Source organism: Dyella sp. 2RAB6 (assembly GCF_052115385.1).
Lineage (GTDB): Bacteria > Pseudomonadota > Gammaproteobacteria > Xanthomonadales > Rhodanobacteraceae > Dyella_D.
The window spans coordinates 451,822-469,898 of record NZ_JBFRGP010000001.1; the positions used below are offsets into that span (position 1 = coordinate 451,822).

The 18,077-nt window shown below is 66.4% G+C and carries 9 protein-coding genes and 1 pseudogene; 3 read left to right on the forward strand and 7 right to left on the reverse strand.

What is annotated here, in order from left to right:
* Nucleotides 1–51 precede the first annotated feature (51 nt).
* Together AB4083_RS02005 and AB4083_RS02010 are read right to left on the reverse strand one after the other, a co-directional pair.
* Complete coding sequence (locus AB4083_RS02005) at nucleotides 52–3,243, reverse strand: efflux RND transporter permease subunit (RefSeq protein WP_441606084.1); 3,192 nt, start codon at nucleotides 3,241–3,243, stop codon at nucleotides 52–54.
* A 15-nt stretch (nucleotides 3,244–3,258) separates the two neighbouring features.
* Nucleotides 3,259–4,470: an efflux RND transporter periplasmic adaptor subunit gene (locus tag AB4083_RS02010; RefSeq protein ID WP_441606085.1), complete on the reverse strand. Its 1,212-nt coding sequence runs from the start codon at nucleotides 4,468–4,470 to the stop codon at nucleotides 3,259–3,261.
* A gap of 721 nt (nucleotides 4,471–5,191) precedes the next feature.
* On the opposite strand from AB4083_RS02010, the gene AB4083_RS02015 reads away from it, so the two are divergent.
* A complete protein-coding gene (locus AB4083_RS02015) occupies nucleotides 5,192–10,153 on the forward strand; it encodes an NAD-glutamate dehydrogenase (RefSeq protein ID WP_441606086.1) in 4,962 nt (1,653 codons plus the stop codon).
* A gap of 109 nt (nucleotides 10,154–10,262) precedes the next feature.
* Here AB4083_RS02015 and AB4083_RS02020 read toward each other — a convergent pair whose 3' ends face one another.
* The 4 genes and pseudogenes from AB4083_RS02020 to AB4083_RS02035 form a co-directional block, all read right to left on the reverse strand.
* On the reverse strand, nucleotides 10,263–12,329 hold the full coding sequence (locus AB4083_RS02020) for a YadA-like family protein (RefSeq protein ID WP_441606087.1): 2,067 nt from the start codon (nucleotides 12,327–12,329) through the stop codon (nucleotides 10,263–10,265).
* A gap of 21 nt (nucleotides 12,330–12,350) precedes the next feature.
* Complete coding sequence (locus tag AB4083_RS02025; protein WP_441606088.1) at nucleotides 12,351–12,695, reverse strand: hypothetical protein; 345 nt, start codon at nucleotides 12,693–12,695, stop codon at nucleotides 12,351–12,353.
* 40 nt (nucleotides 12,696–12,735) lie between these two features.
* Entirely contained in the window at nucleotides 12,736–14,697 is a 1,962-nt protein-coding gene (locus tag AB4083_RS02030; protein WP_441606463.1) for a YadA family autotransporter adhesin, read from the reverse strand.
* 261 nt (nucleotides 14,698–14,958) lie between these two features.
* Nucleotides 14,959–15,084 (reverse strand): annotated as a pseudogene (locus AB4083_RS02035) (ESPR domain-containing protein); the annotation flags it as partial.
* 329 nt (nucleotides 15,085–15,413) lie between these two features.
* Here AB4083_RS02035 and AB4083_RS02040 point away from each other — a divergent pair.
* Together AB4083_RS02040 and AB4083_RS02045 are read left to right on the forward strand one after the other, a co-directional pair.
* On the forward strand, nucleotides 15,414–16,175 hold the full coding sequence (locus AB4083_RS02040; RefSeq protein ID WP_441606089.1) for an NAD kinase: 762 nt from the start codon (nucleotides 15,414–15,416) through the stop codon (nucleotides 16,173–16,175).
* Nucleotides 16,176–16,223: 48 nt separating this feature from the next.
* A complete protein-coding gene (locus AB4083_RS02045; protein ID WP_441606090.1) occupies nucleotides 16,224–17,153 on the forward strand; it encodes a 5'-nucleotidase in 930 nt (309 codons plus the stop codon).
* 6 nt (nucleotides 17,154–17,159) lie between these two features.
* Here the strand turns inward: AB4083_RS02045 and AB4083_RS02050 are convergent, their stop codons facing one another.
* Nucleotides 17,160–18,035 (reverse strand): DMT family transporter, encoded by an 876-nt coding sequence (locus AB4083_RS02050; protein WP_441606091.1) that lies wholly within the window; start codon nucleotides 18,033–18,035, stop codon nucleotides 17,160–17,162.
* Nucleotides 18,036–18,077 lie beyond the last annotated feature (42 nt).

Sequence of the window (18,077 nt, forward strand, 5' to 3'; positions counted from 1 at the left end):
CAAAAGCCCCGGCATGACCGGGGCTTTCGCTTGTTGCATGGACTGGGGCGGTCAGTGCGCCGGGGGCGCGTCGCCGCCGTGGGCCTGGCGCACCTTGTGCGAGGACTCGTCCAGCTTGTCACCCAGCGCGCGGCGTACCACCACGTAGAACACCGGGATCAGCAGCAGGCCGAGGAAGGTGGCGAACAGCATGCCGCCGATCACGCCCGTGCCGATCGCATGGCGGGAGTTGGCACCCGCGCCGGTGGAGATCGCCAGCGGGAACACGCCCAGGATGAAGGCCATCGAGGTCATCAGGATCGGGCGCAGTCGCAGGCGCGAAGCGGTGACCACCGCGTCGAACAGCGACTTGCCCTGCTGCTGTTGTTCCACCGCGAATTCCACGATCAGGATCGCGTTCTTCGCCGCCAGACCAATCACCGTGATCATGCCGATCTTGAAGTACATGTCGTTCGGCAGGCTGCGCAGCATGGAGAACACCACCGTGCCGAGCAGGCCCAGCGGCACCACCAGCAGCACCGCCACCGGGATCGACCAGCTTTCGTACAGCGCCGCAAGGCACAGGAACACGATCACGATCGACAGCACCAGCAGCAGGGTGGCCGAGTTGCCCGCCAGGATTTCCTGGTAGGACTGGCCGGTCCAGTCGGCGCCGAAGCCCTTGGGCAGGTCCTTGTCGACGATGTTCTGCAGCGCCGCCATGGCCTGGCCGGTGGAGTAGCCCTTGCCTTCGCTGGCCACGATTTCAACGGCGGCGTAGCCGTTGTAGCGGGTCAGTGCCGGCGAGCCGGTACCCCAGTTGGTACGCACCACGCTGGAGATCGGGATCATGTTGTAGGGGTTGGTGGTCGAACGCGCGGTGCCGCTGCTGGCCGTGTTCAGCGCGCTGGGCGTGAACACGTGGTTCAACGCATCCGGACCCATGCGGAACGGCTGGTCCGCCTGCATGTAGACGCGCTTGACGCGGCCACCGTAGACGAAGTCGTTGACGTAGATCGGCGCCAGGGTGAGCTGGATCGCGGTGTACACGTCGCTGACCGACAGGCCCATCGACTCGGCCTGCACGCGGTCCACCTTGAGGTTCCACAGCGGAGCGTCGGGCAGCGAGTTCGGACGGGTGCCCAGCAGCGCCGGGTTGCCCTGCGACTTGCCCAGCACCATGCCCATCGACTGCATCAGCTCGCCATGCGTCTGGCCGGCACGTGCCTGCAGGTACATGTCGATGCCGCCGAACTGGCTGAGGCCGCGGATGGTCGGCAGGTTCACCACGAAGATCTGCGCGTCGCGGATGCCGTGCAGCACGCCGTTGGCCTGCGTGATCAGCTCATCGGCGGTGATCTTGCGTTCGCTCCAGTCCTTGAGCTTGATGAAGGCCATGCCGGCGCTTTCGCTCTGGCCGACGAAGCTGAAGCCGCTGATCTGGTACATGCCGACGATGGAGTCGTTCAGCGGGCTGTTCTTGATGCGTTCGCGCATCTCCGCCATCACCTGCTCGGAGCGCTTGAGGGTGGCGCCCGGCGGCAGGTTGACGATGGCCAGCGCGAAGCCCTGGTCTTCGCTGGGCACGAAGCTGGTGGGCAGCTTGGTGTACAGGAAGCCGGCCAGCGCGGTGATCAGCGCGAACACGATCATCCACCGCGGCGCATGCCGCGCGGCGCTGGAGATATGGCCGCTGTAGGTGTGGGTGACCTTGTCGAACATCTTGTTGAAGCCGCGGTACACGACGTTCTTCTTCTGGTCGTGGGTCGGCTTCAGCATGGTGGCGCACAGCGCTGGGGTGAACGACAGCGCGAGGAAGGCCGAGAAGCCCATCGACACCGCGATGGTCAGCGCGAACTGCTTGTAGATCACGCCCGAGGCGCCGGCCTGCAGCGCGGACGGCACGAACACCGCCGCCAGCACCACGGTGATCGCCACCACCGCGCCGGTGATCTGGCCCATCGCCTTGCGGGTGGCCTCCTTCGGCGGGAGGTGCTCCTCGGTCATGATGCGTTCGACGTTCTCGATCACCACGATCGCGTCGTCCACCACGATGCCGATCGCCAGCACCATGCCGAACAAGGTCAGCTGGTTGATGGTGAAGCCCAGCCCGATCAGGCCGATGAAGGTGCCCAGCAGCGCGACCGGGATCACCAGGGTGGGGATGATGGTGGCGCGGATGTTCTGCAGGAAGATCAGCATCACCAGGAAGACGAGGATGATCGCCTCGATCAGGGTGTGCACCACTTCGTTGATCGACACCGTCACGAACGGGGTGGTGTCGTACGGCGCGAACCAGGTGACGCCCTGCGGGAAGTCCCTGGACAGCTCGTCCATCTTGGCGCGCACGGCGGTGGCCACGTCGAGCGCGTTCGCGCCCGGCAGCAGCTGCACGCCGAGGCCGCCCACCGGCTGGCCGTTCCAGGTGGAGGTCAGGCCATAGGTCTGCGGACCGAACGACACGCGGGCCACGTCGCTCAGGCGCACCACCGTGCCGTCGCCATTGGCGCGCAGGATGATGTTGCCGAACTCCTCCGGCGAGGAGAAGCGTCCTTCCGCCGACACCGTGGCGGTGAAGCCCTGGTCGGCCGGGGCCGGATCGGCGCCGAGCGAACCGGCGGCGAACTGCACGTTCTGGCCGGACACGGCGTCGCGCACGGCGCTGGCGGAGAGGCCATAGCCCTGCAGCTTGTCCGGGTTCAGCCAGATGCGCACCGCGTACTCGGCACCGATCAGGCGGGTGCTGCCCACGCCGGGAATGCGGCCGACCTGGTCGGCCACCTGCGAGGCGATGATGTCGGCCAGGCGGTTGCCGTCGATATCCGGGTTCGTGGAGACCAGCGACACGAACATCAGGAAGTCAGGATTGCTCTTGGCCACCACCACACCCTGCTGGGTGACGGCGGTGGGCAGGCGCGGCTGGGCCAGCGAGACCTTGTTCTGCACCTGCACCTGGGCGATGTCGGCGTTGGTGCCGGTCTCGAAGGTGAGGGTGATCGAAGCGGAGCCGTTGGAGTTGGAGGACGAGGAGAAGTACAGCAGGTGGTCGATGCCGGTGAGCTGCTGCTCAATCACCTGGGTGACGTTCTTCTCCACCGTGTCGGCGTTGGCGCCGGGGAAGGTCGCGTTCACCACCACCTGCGGCGGTGCGATGTTGGGGTAGGACTCGATACCCATGTTCAGCATCGCAATCGTGCCGACCATGGTGATGAGGATCGCTACCACCCACGCGAAAATCGGGCGGTCAATGAAAAAACTGGGCATGTCGGTCGACTCCCGTCAGTGCTTGCCGGCCGCGGGCTGGCCGCCCGGCGCGCCATTCGGCGGACCGGCGTCCTTGCCCGGCTGCCACGGCGAGGCCTTGGCGGGGGCGCCCGGCTGGACGGACTGGAGGCCCGACACGATCACCTGGTCGCCGGTGGCGAGGCCGCCGGTGACGATCCAGTTGCCGTTGCTCAGGTCGTTGGCGGTGATGTCCTTGCGCTGGACCTTGCCCTCCTCGTTCACCACCAGCACGTAGGCGCCGGCGACGTCGCGCGCCACGCCCTGCTGCGGCACCAGGAACACGTTGTTCTGCTGGCCCAGGTTCGCCTTGATGGTGACGTAGGTGCCGGGCAGCAGGCGCTTGTCCGCGTTGGCGAGCTGCGCGCGCAGGTTGACCGTGCCGGTGGTCGGGTCGACCGTGGCGCCGGAGAAGTCGAGCTGGCCCTGCTGCTCGTACTTGCTGCCGTCGGGCAGGATCACGTCCACCGTGGTCTTGGTCGGGTCGGACAGGCTCACGTGGCCGGCGCTCTGGGCGCGGCGCAGGCGGTCCAGGTCGGCGGCGCCGACGGTGAAGTTGACGTACAGCGGATCGAGCTGGTCGACCGTGGTCAGCAGGGTCGAGCTGGCTCCGGCATCGGCGTTGCCGTTGCCCACGATGGCGCCTTCGGTGACCTGCTGCTGGCCGGCGCGGCCATCGATCGGCGCGGTGACGCGGGTGAAGCCGAGGCTGATGCGCGAGCTTTCCACCGCGGCCTGGGACTGCTTCACCGCGGCGGCCGAGCTGCGCTCGTTGGCCTCGGCGTTATCCAGGTCGGACTGCGACACATAGCCCTGCGGACGCAGCTGGCGGGTGCGCTCGGCCGCCTTGTGGGCGTTGGCATAAGTGGCCTGGGCCGAGACGAGGTTGGCCTGGGCCGAGTTCAGGTTGGCCTGGTAGACCGACGGATCGATCTCGAACAGCACCTGGCCCTTCTTCACGTCGGTGCCTTCTTCGTAGACGCGCTTCAACAGCACGCCGGCCACGCGGGCGCGCACGTCGGCGCTGCGGAAAGCCGAAAGGCGTCCCACCAGGTCCTTGTTGAGCGGGGCCGAAACCGGCTGGGCCTTGACTACACCGACCTCAGGGGTCGGCATCTGCGGCGGGCCTTGTTCCTTCTTGCCACCACAGGCGGCCAGCGCCAGCAGGCCAAGGCACAGCAGTGGTGTGCGCAATGACGAGGACTTCATGGGGACTCCATTTATAGGTATCGGGTGTGCGGGTCGCGCCGATCCCCGGATCGGCCATCAGGCCCGTAGCTTTCCGTGGCGCAGCATGCCTGCCTAGTGCCGCTCGTCCGGATGGCGACGGGGCGGCGCTTGTGAACAGCGCATGCGGTGCTCCGGACAGGCAGCGGGCTTGACTATACCGGTCAGTTTACAATTTGCTTTGACCAATGGTCTAGCCCTGAATTCTTCGTGTTTTCGCCGCGAAGGGGGTGTGACGGGCTGTGACAGGGACCATGCGGGGGCGCATGGTCTGAGTAGTCATCCGTAGAGAATGATCCCTCAGACAGATTCTTGGGTCTGCACGCGCCAGTGCCGCGGCCGCCGCTGCGTTCCCGCAACGATTCTTTCTTTCTACCCGGGTCGACGGGGTCCGGACCGGGCTTCGCATGCTGCAACGCAGCGATGGATGCGGGCGATGTCGTGCCCGTGCAGCGACATGACTTCACCGCACCGTCCCGACGCATTCGTCCGCGATACCGCACCCGCATCGCGCCGATCCACGCGCCACGCACATCCACACGCAGCGCGCAGCATTCGGCCGAAGCACGCGCGCATGCGAAACGATCGTTTGCCGAACCGCGAGCTGAAGTGATTGCCGCAATGCAGGTGGCTATCGCGGTGGTGCGAGCGTATTCTTTCGCGGATTTTCTGCCCCATCTCCGTCACTGCCAACATAGATGCCATGAACGCAATTCGTGCGGCCAGCGAAACATCGATCCAGGCTGAAGTTATCCAAGCTGAAGTTCTGGACGAACTGAAAAAAACCGGTTTCCCCACCCAGCGCCTTGATGAGGCGCAATTTTTTATCAGCGCTTTCTTCGCGCGCGTCGCCGCCGGCGACCTCGCACTGCACACCGCAAGCGAATGGGCGGCGTTGCTCGCCGGCCTGCTCGAGTTCGCGCAGCAGCGCCAGCCCGGCCGCGCCTCGGTGCGCGTGTTCAACCCCGAAGCCGGTCACGCCGGCCGCAGCGTGGTGCAGATCGTCACCGACGACATGCCCTTCCTGGTCGACACGGTCAGCATGATCGTGTCCACCCGCCTGCAGATCCACGCGGTGATCCATCCGGTGGTGAAGACCACGCGCGATGCCTCCGGCCGCCTGCAGCGCCTGGGCGCCGACGATGGTGCGCCCGAGTCGGTGATGCATTTCGAAATCGACCGCCTCGCCGACGAGGCCGAGATGGCCCAGCTCAAGGCGCAGCTCGAAGGCTCGCTGGAAGACGTGCGCGTCTCGGTCAACGACTGGAGCCGCATGCGCGACCAGGCGTTGGCCATCGCCGCCGACCTGCCGAAGCGCCAGTTGCCGCTGAACCACGACTCGGTGGAAGAAGCGGTCGAGTTCATGCGCTGGCTGGCCGACGACAACTTCACCTTTCTCGGCTACCGCGAATACGAAGTCATCCAGTCCGCCGGCGATGAAATGCTGCGCTCGGTGGAAGGTTCGGGTCTCGGCATCCTGCACAAGCAGGAGCGCTCGATGGCGCCGCGCTCGCTGCGCAGCATGGTGGCCAGCGAACTGCCGCAGTCCGGCTCGAGCGACGCGATCATCCTGACCAAGACCAATGCGCGCTCGCACGTGCATCGCCAGGGCCACATGGATTACGTCGGCGTGCTGCGCTTCGACGCCAGCGGCAAGCCGGTGGCCGAACAGCGTTTCCTCGGCCTGTTCTCCTCCAACGCCTATATGGCGCGTCCGCAGGACGTGCCGCTGGTGCGCCAGCGGGTGGAGGCGGTGATGGCCCGCTCGGGCCTGAAGCGCGATTCGTACTCGGGCAAGTCGCTGCGCCACATCCTGGAGACGCTGCCGCGCGACGAGCTGTTCCAGAGCAACGAGGAAGAGCTGTACGCCAACGCCGTCGGCATCCTGGAACTGCGCCAGCGCGCACGCACGCGCCTGTTCGTGCGCCGCGACCGCTACGGCCGCTTCTTCACCTGCCTGGTGTTCGTGCCGCGCGAGCGCTTCAACACCACGGTGCGCGAGCGCATCGAGAACATGCTGCGCGAAGCTTTGCATGGCGAGCAGGTCGATTCCTCGGTGCTGATGGGCGAGGCTGCGCTGGCCCGCCTGCATATCGTGGTGCGCCCGAAGATCGGCGACCACGTGAACTACGACGCCGCGGCGCTGGAGCAGAACGTCGCCGCGATCGTGCGCAACTGGCACGACGACCTGCGCGACGCCCTGGTCAAGCTGATGGGCGATCACGACGGCGTGGTGCTGGCCAACCGCTACGGCAAGGCGCTGCCGGCCGGCTACGTGGAAGACGTGCTGCCCGCCGCCGCCGCCGAGGACGTGCGCCAGCTCGCCCTGCTGAAGGGCGACGACGCGGTGCGCATGTCGTTCTATCACCCGGAACAGCGTCCGGAAGAACTGCGTTTCAAGGTCTACCGCAGCGGCGCCGACATCGCCCTGTCCGAAGTGCTGCCGCAGCTGGAAAACCTCGGCCTGCGCGTGCTCACCGAGCACGTGTACGACGTCAAGACCGGCGGCACGCCGCTGTTCATCCAGGACTTCGAGGTGCAGCCGGTCGGCAACCTCACGTTCTCGGTGGAGCAGGTCGGCACGCTGTTCGAGGACGCGTTCGAGCAGATCTGGCGAGTCAATGCCGAGAACGACGGCTTCAACCGCCTGGTGCTCGGCGCCAAGCTGAGCTGGCGCCAGGTCGCCATGCTGCGCGGCTACTGCAAATACCTGCTGCAGACCGGCGTGGCGTTCTCGCAGAACTACATGGAAGACGCCTTCAACCGCTATCCGGCCATCGCCGGCCTGCTGGTGGAGCTGTTCCTGGCCAAGTTCGACCCGCGCCGCGAAGTACTCGGCGCGGTGGAACTGAAGAACGCGCGCGCCGCGCTGGCCGGCGAGATGCAGACGCTGATTCCGGAAAGCGTGCGCCACGCGCATCCGGCCCTGATCGACGGCCTGGTGGCCGCACTGGAGCAGCCGCGCGCCGAGCAGCTCAAGGTCATCGAGGAGACCATCGGCGTGCTGCTGGAGAACGTCTCCAGCCTCGACGACGACCGCATCCTGCGCAGCTTCGTGGCGCTGATCCGCGGCACCTTGCGCACCAGCTTCTTCCAGCAGTGGGAAGGTGCGTACCGCGGCTACATCAGCTTCAAGTTCGATTCGCACCGCGTGCCCGACCTGCCCAAGCCGGTGCCGTACCGCGAGATCTTCGTGTCGGCGCCGCGGGTGGAAGGCATCCACCTGCGCTTCGGCGCGGTGGCGCGCGGCGGCCTGCGCTGGTCCGACCGCCGTGAGGATTTCCGCACCGAGGTGCTGGGCCTGGTCAAGGCGCAGATGGTGAAGAACACGGTGATCGTGCCGGTGGGTTCGAAGGGTGGCTTCGTGGTGAAGCGGCCGCCCCAGCTAACGGGCAGCAGTGGCGACCGCGACGCGCAGCTCGCCGAAGGCATCGCCTGCTACCGCATGTTCATCAACGGCCTGCTCGACATCACCGACAACCTGGTCGAAGGCAAGGTGGTGCCGCCGCACGACGTAGTGCGCCACGACCTCGACGATCCCTACCTGGTGGTGGCCGCCGACAAGGGCACGGCGACGTTCTCCGACATCGCCAATGCCATCTCGCTGGAGCACGGCTTCTGGCTGGGCGATGCATTCGCGTCGGGTGGCTCCAACGGCTACGACCACAAGGGCATGGGCATCACCGCCAAGGGCGCGTGGGAATCGGTCAAGCGCCATTTCCGTGCGCTGGGCCGCGACAGCCAGACGCAGGACTTCAGCTGCGTGGGCATCGGCGACATGTCCGGCGACGTGTTCGGCAACGGCATGCTGCTGTCGCGGCATATCCGCCTGCTGGCCGCGTTCGATCACCGGCATATCTTCCTCGACCCGCAGCCGGACCCCGAGCGTTCCTTCGTCGAGCGCGAGCGCATGTTCAAGCTGCCGCGTTCGAGCTGGGAGGATTACGACAAGTCGCTGATCTCTGCCGGTGGCGGCATCTATCCGCGCACGCTGAAGGCGATCCCCGTGTCGCCGGAGGTGCGCGCCGCGCTGGGCATCAAGGGCGACGTCACCCAGCTGGCGCCGAACGAACTGCTCAACGCCATTCTCAAGGCGCCGGTGGACCTGCTGTGGAACGGCGGCATCGGCACCTACGTGAAGGCGGCCAGCGAGAGCCACGCCGACGCGGGCGACCGCGCCAACAACGGGCTGCGCGTCAACGGCGCGGAGCTGCGCTGCAAGGTGGTGGGCGAGGGCGGCAACCTGGGCTGCACCCAGAAAGGCCGCATCGAGGCCGCGCAGCACGGCGTGCTGCTCAACACCGACTTCATCGACAACTCCGCCGGCGTGGACACCTCCGATCACGAGGTGAACATCAAGATCCTGCTCGACGACGCCGTACAGCGTGGCGAGCTCGATACCGCCGCGCGCAACCAGCAGCTGGCCTCGATGACCGACGAAGTCGGCCAGCTGGTGCTGTGGGACAACTATCGCCAGAACCAGGCGATCACCCTGATGGAGCGCCAGTCGGGCCGCCGCCTGGGTTCGATGGCGCACTTCATCCGCACCCTCGAAGGCGAGGGTCTGCTCGACCGCCAGGTCGAATACCTGCCCAGCGAAGCGGAGCTGACCGAGCGCAAGGCGCGCGGCCAGGGCATGACGCGGCCGGAGCTGTCGGTGCTGCTGTCGTACGACAAGATCAAGCTGTTCCAGCAGCTGCTCGATTCGGACGTGCCGGAAGACCCGTACCTCTCCAAGGAGCTGGTGCGCTACTTCCCCGAGCCGCTGCACGAGAAGTACGCCGAGCACATGCAGCGCCATCGCCTGAAGCGCGAGATCATCGCCACCGCGGTGACCAACTCGACCATCAACCGCATGGGCGCCACCTTCATGATGCGCATGCAGGAAGACACGGGGCAGGGCCCGGCGGCGATCGCCAAGGCCTATACCGCCGCCCGCGAGATCCTGGGCGCGCGCGACCTGTGGGCAGAGATCGAGGCGCTGGACAGCAAGGTGGACGAGGAGACCCAGCTCGACGCGATCATGCAGATCTGGTCGCTGCTGCGTCATCTCACCCGCTGGCTGCTCAGCCGTCCGGGCGGCACGCTGGAAATCGCCGCCAACGTCGATCGCTACCAGGCCGGCGTCGCGGCGCTGTACGAAGCCGTGCCCGAGACGCTCACCCCCACCGGCAAGGCCGATTTCGGCACCAGCCAGGAGAAGTGGGAAGGCCTGGGCCTGCCGACTGGTCTTTCCGTGCGTCTGGCCCGCATCCCCGAGCTGCGCGCCATGCTGGACATGGTCGAAGTGGCGCAGCAGAGCGGCCAGCCGATCGACAAGGTGGCCGGCGTGTTCTACGAGCTGGGCGAGGCGCTGGACCTGGAATGGCTGCGCAGCCAGATTGAAGCGCTGCCGGTGGAAGGCCACTGGCATGCGCAGGCGCGCGGTTCGCTGCTGGATGAGCTGAACCACCAGCATCGCGCGCTGGCGCTGCAGGTGCTGGCTTTGGCCGGCCAGGCCAAGGGCAGCTCGCCGGTGCAGGCATGGCTGCAGCGCGACGATGCGACGCTGAAGTACACGCGCAGCATGCTGGCGGAGATCCTTACGCAGAACGCGGATTATCCGATCGCCTCGGTGGCGGTACGCCGCCTGGCGCAGTTGGCCGCGGTGCCGGTGAATGGGTAAGCGATAGCTGTAGCGAAAGCTTCCGCGGTGACGCGGGAGCATGGAAAAGAAAGGCCGGCATCCTTGGGTGCCGGCCTTTTTGTTTTCACACGCTGTTGGTGAATCAGGCTCACCAACCCAGCGCGAAACCGGCTCCCATCGACGCATCGTCGCCGCTCAGCGCACCGCCCAGCGACAGGTTCATGTTCGGCTGCCACTGGTGCGAATAGCCCAGCGCCACGGCGGAGCGGTTGCCCTGCCGGCCCACGCCCACCGCCACCCGGTTGACCTGCGCCAGTCCCTGCGCGCTGAAGGCCATCTGCGCCATCGCGGCGCTCATTGCACCGATGCTTTGGACGCGGCGATCCAGCTGTTCGAAGCGGCGCTGCGCCCAGTGCCGCACGTCATCGACGGCGTCCTGCACCTGGCCCCAGTTGGCCGCGTCGGTGCGCTGGGTGCCGGCGGCCACGTGGGTGATCTGGCGTGGATGCGTGGCCGAACCCGTCGATGCGTCGCTGCCATGAGCCGGAACACGGTCGCTGATGGCGATGCTGTCGTGAGGGGCATGAAGCAGGCCGTCGGATGCGGTTTGGTCGGCGGAATCGGCCAGGCTGATCCCAGGCGTGCCGCTGTGATCGCCGTCGCCGTCAGCAGGCGTTTCCAGCTTGCCGACGCGTCCGTCCAGGCCATGAAGCCGGCCGTGCAGATCCTCGCGCAGCGCATGCAACTGGCCGCCGTTGATCGCCTGCCTGCTGTCCGCGGCGACCTGGCCGGGAGCGACATTGGCCAGCACCGTGCCGCCGACGCCGCCGAACGTGACCATGGACTTGCTGGCGCTGTCGTAGGTCACCGCATGCCGTGCACCGCCGGCGTTGTCGAACAGGCCGGTCTCCTTCAGCTGCCCGAGATTCACCGCGTCGTTGTCGGCCTTGCCGGCGGCGAGGCCGGTCAGGCCGCGATCCTTGATCTGCTTCGCGGTGCCGCCGCCCATAGTCGGTTCGTCGAACGTGCCGGCGATATTCAACTTGTTGCCGTCCAGCTCCTTGGCAAGGGTGACGTCTTCGCCCTTGCCGTTCTGCCGCAGCAGGCCCGCGGAGCCATTGCCTAGGCTGCTGTCGAGCCGGGCGATCTGCGCGTTGGCCGTATCCAGGCCGCCGTCGAGAGCGCTCAACGCACCGTCCACGCCGGTGCGGTTCTGTCCCTGGATGTTGTAGGTCGGCTGGACGATGTCGCCGGCGGCATTGACGACGGCGCCGCCACCGAGCGCACCAGCGATGTGCTTGAGCTGCTTCATGTTCACCGCGTCGTTGTCGGCTGCGCCGGCGGCGACGCCGGCCAGCACGCGATCCGCGGCCTTGCCATTGATGCCGCCGGCGAAATTCACCCTGCCGCTGTCCAGGTGCCGGGCGAAGTCGATGGCGTCGCCCTTGCCGGCCTGGCGCACGAGGCCGGCCGAGCCGTTGTCGAGGTTGCCGATAAGGCGGGTCAGGTTGGCGTTGGCGGTGCCCAGGCCGGTATGCAGCTGCGTGATGCTGCTATGAGCGGTGTCGACGCCGGTGCTGAGCGTGGCGATCTTGCCCTTGGCGGTATCGAGGTGGGTGTTGATATCGGTGATGTGGTTCTTTGCCGTGTCGAGGCCGCTGCTCAGGTTGCTGATGTTGCCGTTCGCCGCGCTCAGGCCCCGGTCCAGCGTGCCCAGCGCGCCATCCACTCGCTGCAGCGAGTTCTGCAAGGGGCGAAGCTGGCCGACATTCACCGCGTCGGCATCGGCGCTGCCGGCGGCGAGGCTGGTGATGCGGTGGCCGTTGAGCGAGGTGTTGCCGCGGATGCTCACGCCGTTATTGCCGCGCAGCGTCAGCGTGCCGTTGCTGTGGCCGTGTACGGCGACGCCGTCACCGTTGCTGGCGAGGAGGAAGGTCGTGCTGTTTTGTCCGTTGTCGTTGCATTTGCCCACTTTTGCGGTGGAGCCGGCGGTGATGGTGGTCGCGGTGTTGCCGTCGCAGACCTCGATGACGTTGGCCGTGGCCTGGGTCGAAACCCATAGCGCGAGTGCGCCGAAGCCCAGGGCGAACAAGTCGCTGTTCTTCGTTCGGCACAGGGTGGCGAGGTGGTCGGGATGGGCGTCGGAACGCGTCTGTGCTTTGGAGTGCTGGTCGATGCGGATGGGGTTGATGCGGATGGGATGGCTATGGCTCATGGGCGATATCTTGTGAGTAGGTCAACCGTGCTCGGAAAAATGGCGTGCAGCGCATCGCCGCGACTTCAGGGAAGCCGCAGTGATGCGTTGTTCGTCGTCGAGGGCTGCTGCCGCTGGCCATGTTTGCCGCATCCATCGCGCCTTGCCCCGCGCGAGTGGCATGTCCCCTGCCCAGTCGGCAGCAGCGTGGCCATGGTGACCAGGGCGCGCATGCGAGGAGGTGATGCCGATCGCGGCCTTTGCAGAAGCGGTCGGGTTCGTACCGGGAAGGGGATAAATGGGTAGCTGTTGAATGCGGCACGCAAAAAGAAAGGCGCCTTGGGCGCCTTCGTCTTCCAGCTTGCCTGGCATAAAAAAGGCCGGCATCCGCAGATGCCGGCCGAAGGAACTACCGCTCGCTTACTGCTTACCAGCCGAACGCCATACCCGCGCCCACCGACGTCTCCTTGCCGGACGACGAACCGCCGAACGACACGTTGAAGTTCGGCGAGAACTGGTGCGAAACACCCAGCGCCACGGCCGAGTGGCCACCCTGCATGCCGACGCCGACGCCGACGCGGTTGGGCGTATTCACGCCGTTCGCGCTGAACGCCATCTGCGAATAGGCCGCGCCCATCGCACCCATCCGATCGATGCGGCTGTCGACCTGTTCGAACCTGCGGTTCGCCCAGTCCTGCACGCCATGCACCGCGTCCTGCACCTGGCCCCAATTGGCCGCATCGGTGGCCTGGGTACCGGCCGCCACGTTGGTGATCTGGCGCTCGCCGCCGACCGAACCCACCGACACGGTGTTGTCGCGGTCGGCGGTCGAGTTGGCGCCCAGCGCGACCGAGTTGTTGGCGTTGGCCGTCGCACCGGAACCGATCGCCGTGCTGTTGGCGCCGTTGGCCGCCGCGTTGGCGCCGTTGGCGGTCGAGCCTTCGCCCGAAGCGATGGCGTGGGAGCCGGTGGCGGTGCTGTTGGTGCCCAGTGCCTGGGCGCCGCTGCCGTTGGCGGTGCTGTTGTTGCCCGAGGCGACCGAGTTGGCACCGGTGGCGGTGCTGCCGTCGGCGCTCGCGTTGGCGTTCTCGCCCACGGCCGTGCTGCCGATGCCGGAGGCGTTGGAGCCTTCGCCCAGCACGGTGCTGTTGACGCCGCTGCCGCTGCCGCCGGCGCCGCCCAGCGAGCCGTCATTGAGGCCCTGGTTGATGTTGTTCACCTGGTTGGTCAGCGCGCCGACCTGGCCGTTGAGCGAGTTGATCTGGTTGGTGATGTCCTGCTGCATGTCGAACAGCTGGCCGCCGTTCACCGCATCCATGCTGCCGTGCGCTACCGCACCACTGCCCAGGTTATGGATCACCGTGCCCTTGCTGCCGCCCAGCGTGGCGCTGCCCATGGTCAGGTCGTCGTAGACCAGCGACAGCAGCGGATTGCCGGTCGGGCTGATCAGGCCGGCCGCCTTCAGCTGCGCGATGGTCACCGCATCGCTATCCGCCGAACCGTTAGCGATGCCGCTCAGCACGCGGTTGCCGCCGGTACCGGCGAAGTTGATGCTGCCGCCGCCGCTGGCGCCGCCCACGGTGATGGCGTTGGTGGTGGCGTCCTGCTTGACCAGGCCGATGGTGCCGTCGTTGAGCTGGGTCTGCAGCGAGCTGATGTTGCCGGTGTTGGTGGCGATGTCCTTGGTATTGGTGGCCACGTTCTCGTTGGTGGCGTACAGCTGCGCGCCGGTCACCGCATCCGTGCTGGTGCTGGACAGCTCGCCCTTGCTGAGGCCGGTGAGCTTGCGCGACTGCGCCTTGCCGTCCTTCTTGCCGGAGAAATCGACGGTGTCGCCTTCGACCTCGGAGGCCACGCTGATCTTCTTGGTGGTGGCGTCCTGCTGCACCAGGCCGACCGAGCCGTTGTTGATCTGGCTCTGCAGGGTGGTGATGTTGGTGGCGTTGGTGGTGATGTTCTGGTTGGTGGCGTAGAGCTGGGCGCCGGTCACGGCGTCCTTGCTGGTGCCGGACAGCTCGCCATCGCTGAGGCCGGTGAGCTTGCGCGACTGCGTGGCGCCACCCTTCTTGCCGGAGAAGTCCACGGTGTCGCCGTCGAGCGCCGAGCCGATACTGATCTTCTTGGTGGTCGCATCCTGGCTGACCAGGCCCTGCAACGAGGTGATGCTGGTCTTGTTGGTGGAAATGTTGGTGTTGGCCGTGGTGATGGCCGTATCCAGACCGCTCAGCGCACCGCCGACCGTGGTCTGCGTGCCGCCGTTGGTCAGGGCGTAGCTGGGGCCGGTCACGGCGCCGGTGGTGGCGTCGATCTTGGCGCCGCCGCCGAGGGCGTTTACCGAAGGGGAAAGCTGGCCGAGATTCGCAGCGTCGGTGGAGGCTGTGCCAGCCAAAAGTGAGGTGACCTTGTGCGAGTTCAGATCAAACGCGCCATCAATAGAAAAATCGCCCTTGAGGTAAGTCCCGTTGCTATTGATCACCAAGGTGCCGGTCGCCGCCGAGCTCAATCCTGCGATACTGGTGATGTTGCATATGGCTTGCGTGACCGTTAAAGCGTCGTCAGTGTCATCGCTTTTTCCTCCATCCTTGAAGCTCCTGCATGTTCCGTCGGTGCCGTCATTTACATAGATCGACCCGGCGGAAACTGTGGTCGCAAATCCTCCCGCGAGAAATACCACGACGGCGATCGCAGTGGCCTTCTTGCGACCCTTGGCTAACTCCGACGCCACTACCCATTTGCCGGTAGCCGCGTTGCGGACAATCTTGTAAATCGTATTCACTTAAAACATCTCCACTAGATTTGAATGTGCGTGCACGCACCAAGACTTACCGCTCGACTTGGCGATAATTGGTATCGAACGAACCTCACGCACGCCCGCTGTGCGGGGAGGGTGGTGCATCGTAGGAAGCGGGCGGAGGGGGATGAACTGGAAAATGCCAGGAGTGGCAAAATCAGCACGACTTTCTCTTATGGCGCTGATTGGGCATGGCGCCTGATGTGGGGGTAGACGTCATGTGATGGGTAGCTCGCCACCCCGTCGAGCCAACCCTTGCACCCACCGCCCATCTACGCTCAACTGACCGCCCACCCACCGCCACCTAAGCCCCCATGGCCTACGCCTTCGTCGCCAGCGAAACCTCGGTTGCCCAGCAGGCTCGCCGCAAACTGGTGGAGCGTTACGGTGAAGTGCCGCCGGAACAGGCGCAGGCGATCGTGGCTTTAGGGGGTGATGGCTTCATGCTGCGCACGCTGCATGCGCATCTGCCGCTGGCCATCCCGGTCTACGGCATGAAGCTCGGCCGCGTCGGCTTCCTGATGAACAAGCATCGCCTGGACGATCTGCCCGGGCGCATCGAGCGGGCGCACGCTGCGCTGCTGTATCCGCTGGAGATGGACGTCACCTGCGCCAAGGGCAAGACGCACCATGCGCTGGCCTTCAATGAAGTGTCGCTGCTGCGCCAGAGCAACCAGGCCGCGCATCTGGAAATCAAGCTCAACGAAACGGTGAAGCTGGACACACTGGTGTGCGACGGCATCCTGGTTTCCACGCCGGCCGGTTCCACCGCGTACAACCTTTCCGCACATGGCCCGATCCTGCCGCTGGACGCCAACGTGCTGGCGCTCACCCCGATCAGCCCGTTCCGCCCGCGCCGCTGGCGTGGCGCGATCCTGCCGCATCGCACCCAGGTCAGCCTGCGCGTGCTCGATCCGAACAAGCGGCCGGTCAGCGCCACCGCGGACTTCCACGAAGTGCGCGACGTGCGCGAGGTGACGGTGAAGCAGTCGGCGGGGCCGGGCGTGCGCCTGCTGTTCGATCCGGAGCACAATCTGGAACAGCGCATCCTCGACGAGCAGTTCGCGCCGGACTAAAGCGCGGCGGGTTTGCTAGATTGGTTTATTCGTCCGTACGGCCTCGCCATGACCACCAAGCATCCCATCGCCCACGACCCTGCCGCCGCCAGCGACAACCGCCTCGTGGTGGCGATTTCCTCGCGCGCACTGTTCGACCTCGGCGACAGCCATGAACTGTTCGAGCGCGATGGCCTGGATGCGTATCGCGCGTTCCAGATCGACCACGAGAACGAGATCCTCAAGCCCGGCGTGGCCTTCCCGCTGGTGCAGAAACTGCTGGGCCTCAACAAGCTGGGCGGCGACGTGCCGCCGGTGGAAGTGATCCTGCTGTCGCGCAACTCCGGCGACACGGGTCTGCGCATCTTCAATGCGATCCAGCACTACGGCCTGGATATCAGCCGCGCGGCATTCACCAGCGGTGCGCCGACCTCCGACTACATCGCGCCGTTCAAGACCGACCTGTTCCTGTCCGCCAATGCCGAAGATGTGGGCCGTGCGCTGGTCGCTGGTGTGGCCGCCGCCACCATCCTGCCGTCGGTGGCGCCGCCGCGGGCGACCGAGCAGCTGCGTATCGCCTTCGACGGCGACGCGGTGCTGTTCGGCGACGAAGGCGAGCGGGTGTCGCGCGAGGAAGGGCTGGAGGCGTTCCATCGCAACGAGCGCGAGCGGGCGGAGGAGTCGCTGTCGGTCGGCCCTTTCCGCGGATTTCTCACCGCGGTGCATCGCCTGCAGGCGGCGTTTCCGGCGGAAACCTCGCCGATCCGCACGGCGCTGGTCACCGCGCGATCCGCGCCGGCGCACAAGCGGGTGATCCTGACCCTGCGCCGCTGGGGCGTGCGCATCGACGAGGCGCTGTTCCTCGGCGGGCGCGACAAGGGGCCGTTCCTGGAAGCGTTCGGCGCGGACATCTTTTTCGACGATTCGCCGGCCAACGTCGAATCGGCGCGCAAATACGTGGCGGCGGGGCATGTGCCGCACGGGGTCAGCAACAGCTGAGCGTGCTTAGACCAGCTTGGTCCGCCGCCACCAAGGTGTGACGCGCCCCTCGCGCACCAGCGTGAACAACCCCGACCCCAGGATCAGCGCGATGCCGAACAGCATCGGCCAGTCCAGCCGGTTGCCGAACAGCCAGTAGCCGAAGCCGATCGCCCACAGCATCTGGCTGTACTGCGTCGGCGCCACGCGATTGGCGGGCGCATGCTGGGTGGCCAGCATCAGCAGCACTCCAGCCAGCCCGGCCAGCAGGCCGTAGCCGGACAGCAGCATCCATTGATGCGCATCGGGCCAGACGAAATCCGGCAGCATCAGCAGGCCGCCCGCCAGCAGCGGGCCGATCACGCCGGCGCCATACAGGCTGATACGCTTCTCGTGCGCGCCGGCCATGCGCAGCGCCACCACCGACACCGCGCCGGACAAACCGCAGGTCATCGCCGCCAGATGCCCCACGCCGAGCGCGCGGAACCCCGGCCGCAGCACCACCAGCACGCCCAGGAAGCCGGCCAGCACCGCCGACCAGCGCCGCCAGCCGACGTGCTCCTTCAGGAACAGCACCGACAGCACGGTCACGAAGATCGGCAGCAGGAAAATCAGCGCGAAGGCCTCGGCCATCGGCAGCGCGGTAAAAGCGATCACCGCGGCGATATTGCAGATCGAGCCGGAAATCGCCCGGATCCACCACAGCACCGGCTTGCGCGCCTGGAACACCTCGATCCAGCGATCCTCCGGCCGCCGGATAAAGGGCAGGGCACTGAGCATCAGCACGGCGCCGAAAAACACCGCCTCGTAGGCCGGCAGGGTGCCGTGCAGGGATTTCACGAAGGCATCGCTGATCGCGTAGGCCGCGTAGCAGGCGAAGCCCAGGAGGACGCCTTTGAGCATGGGGATGGGGGAAGGCGGCGGGGGAAGGGGCCATGGTCCCAT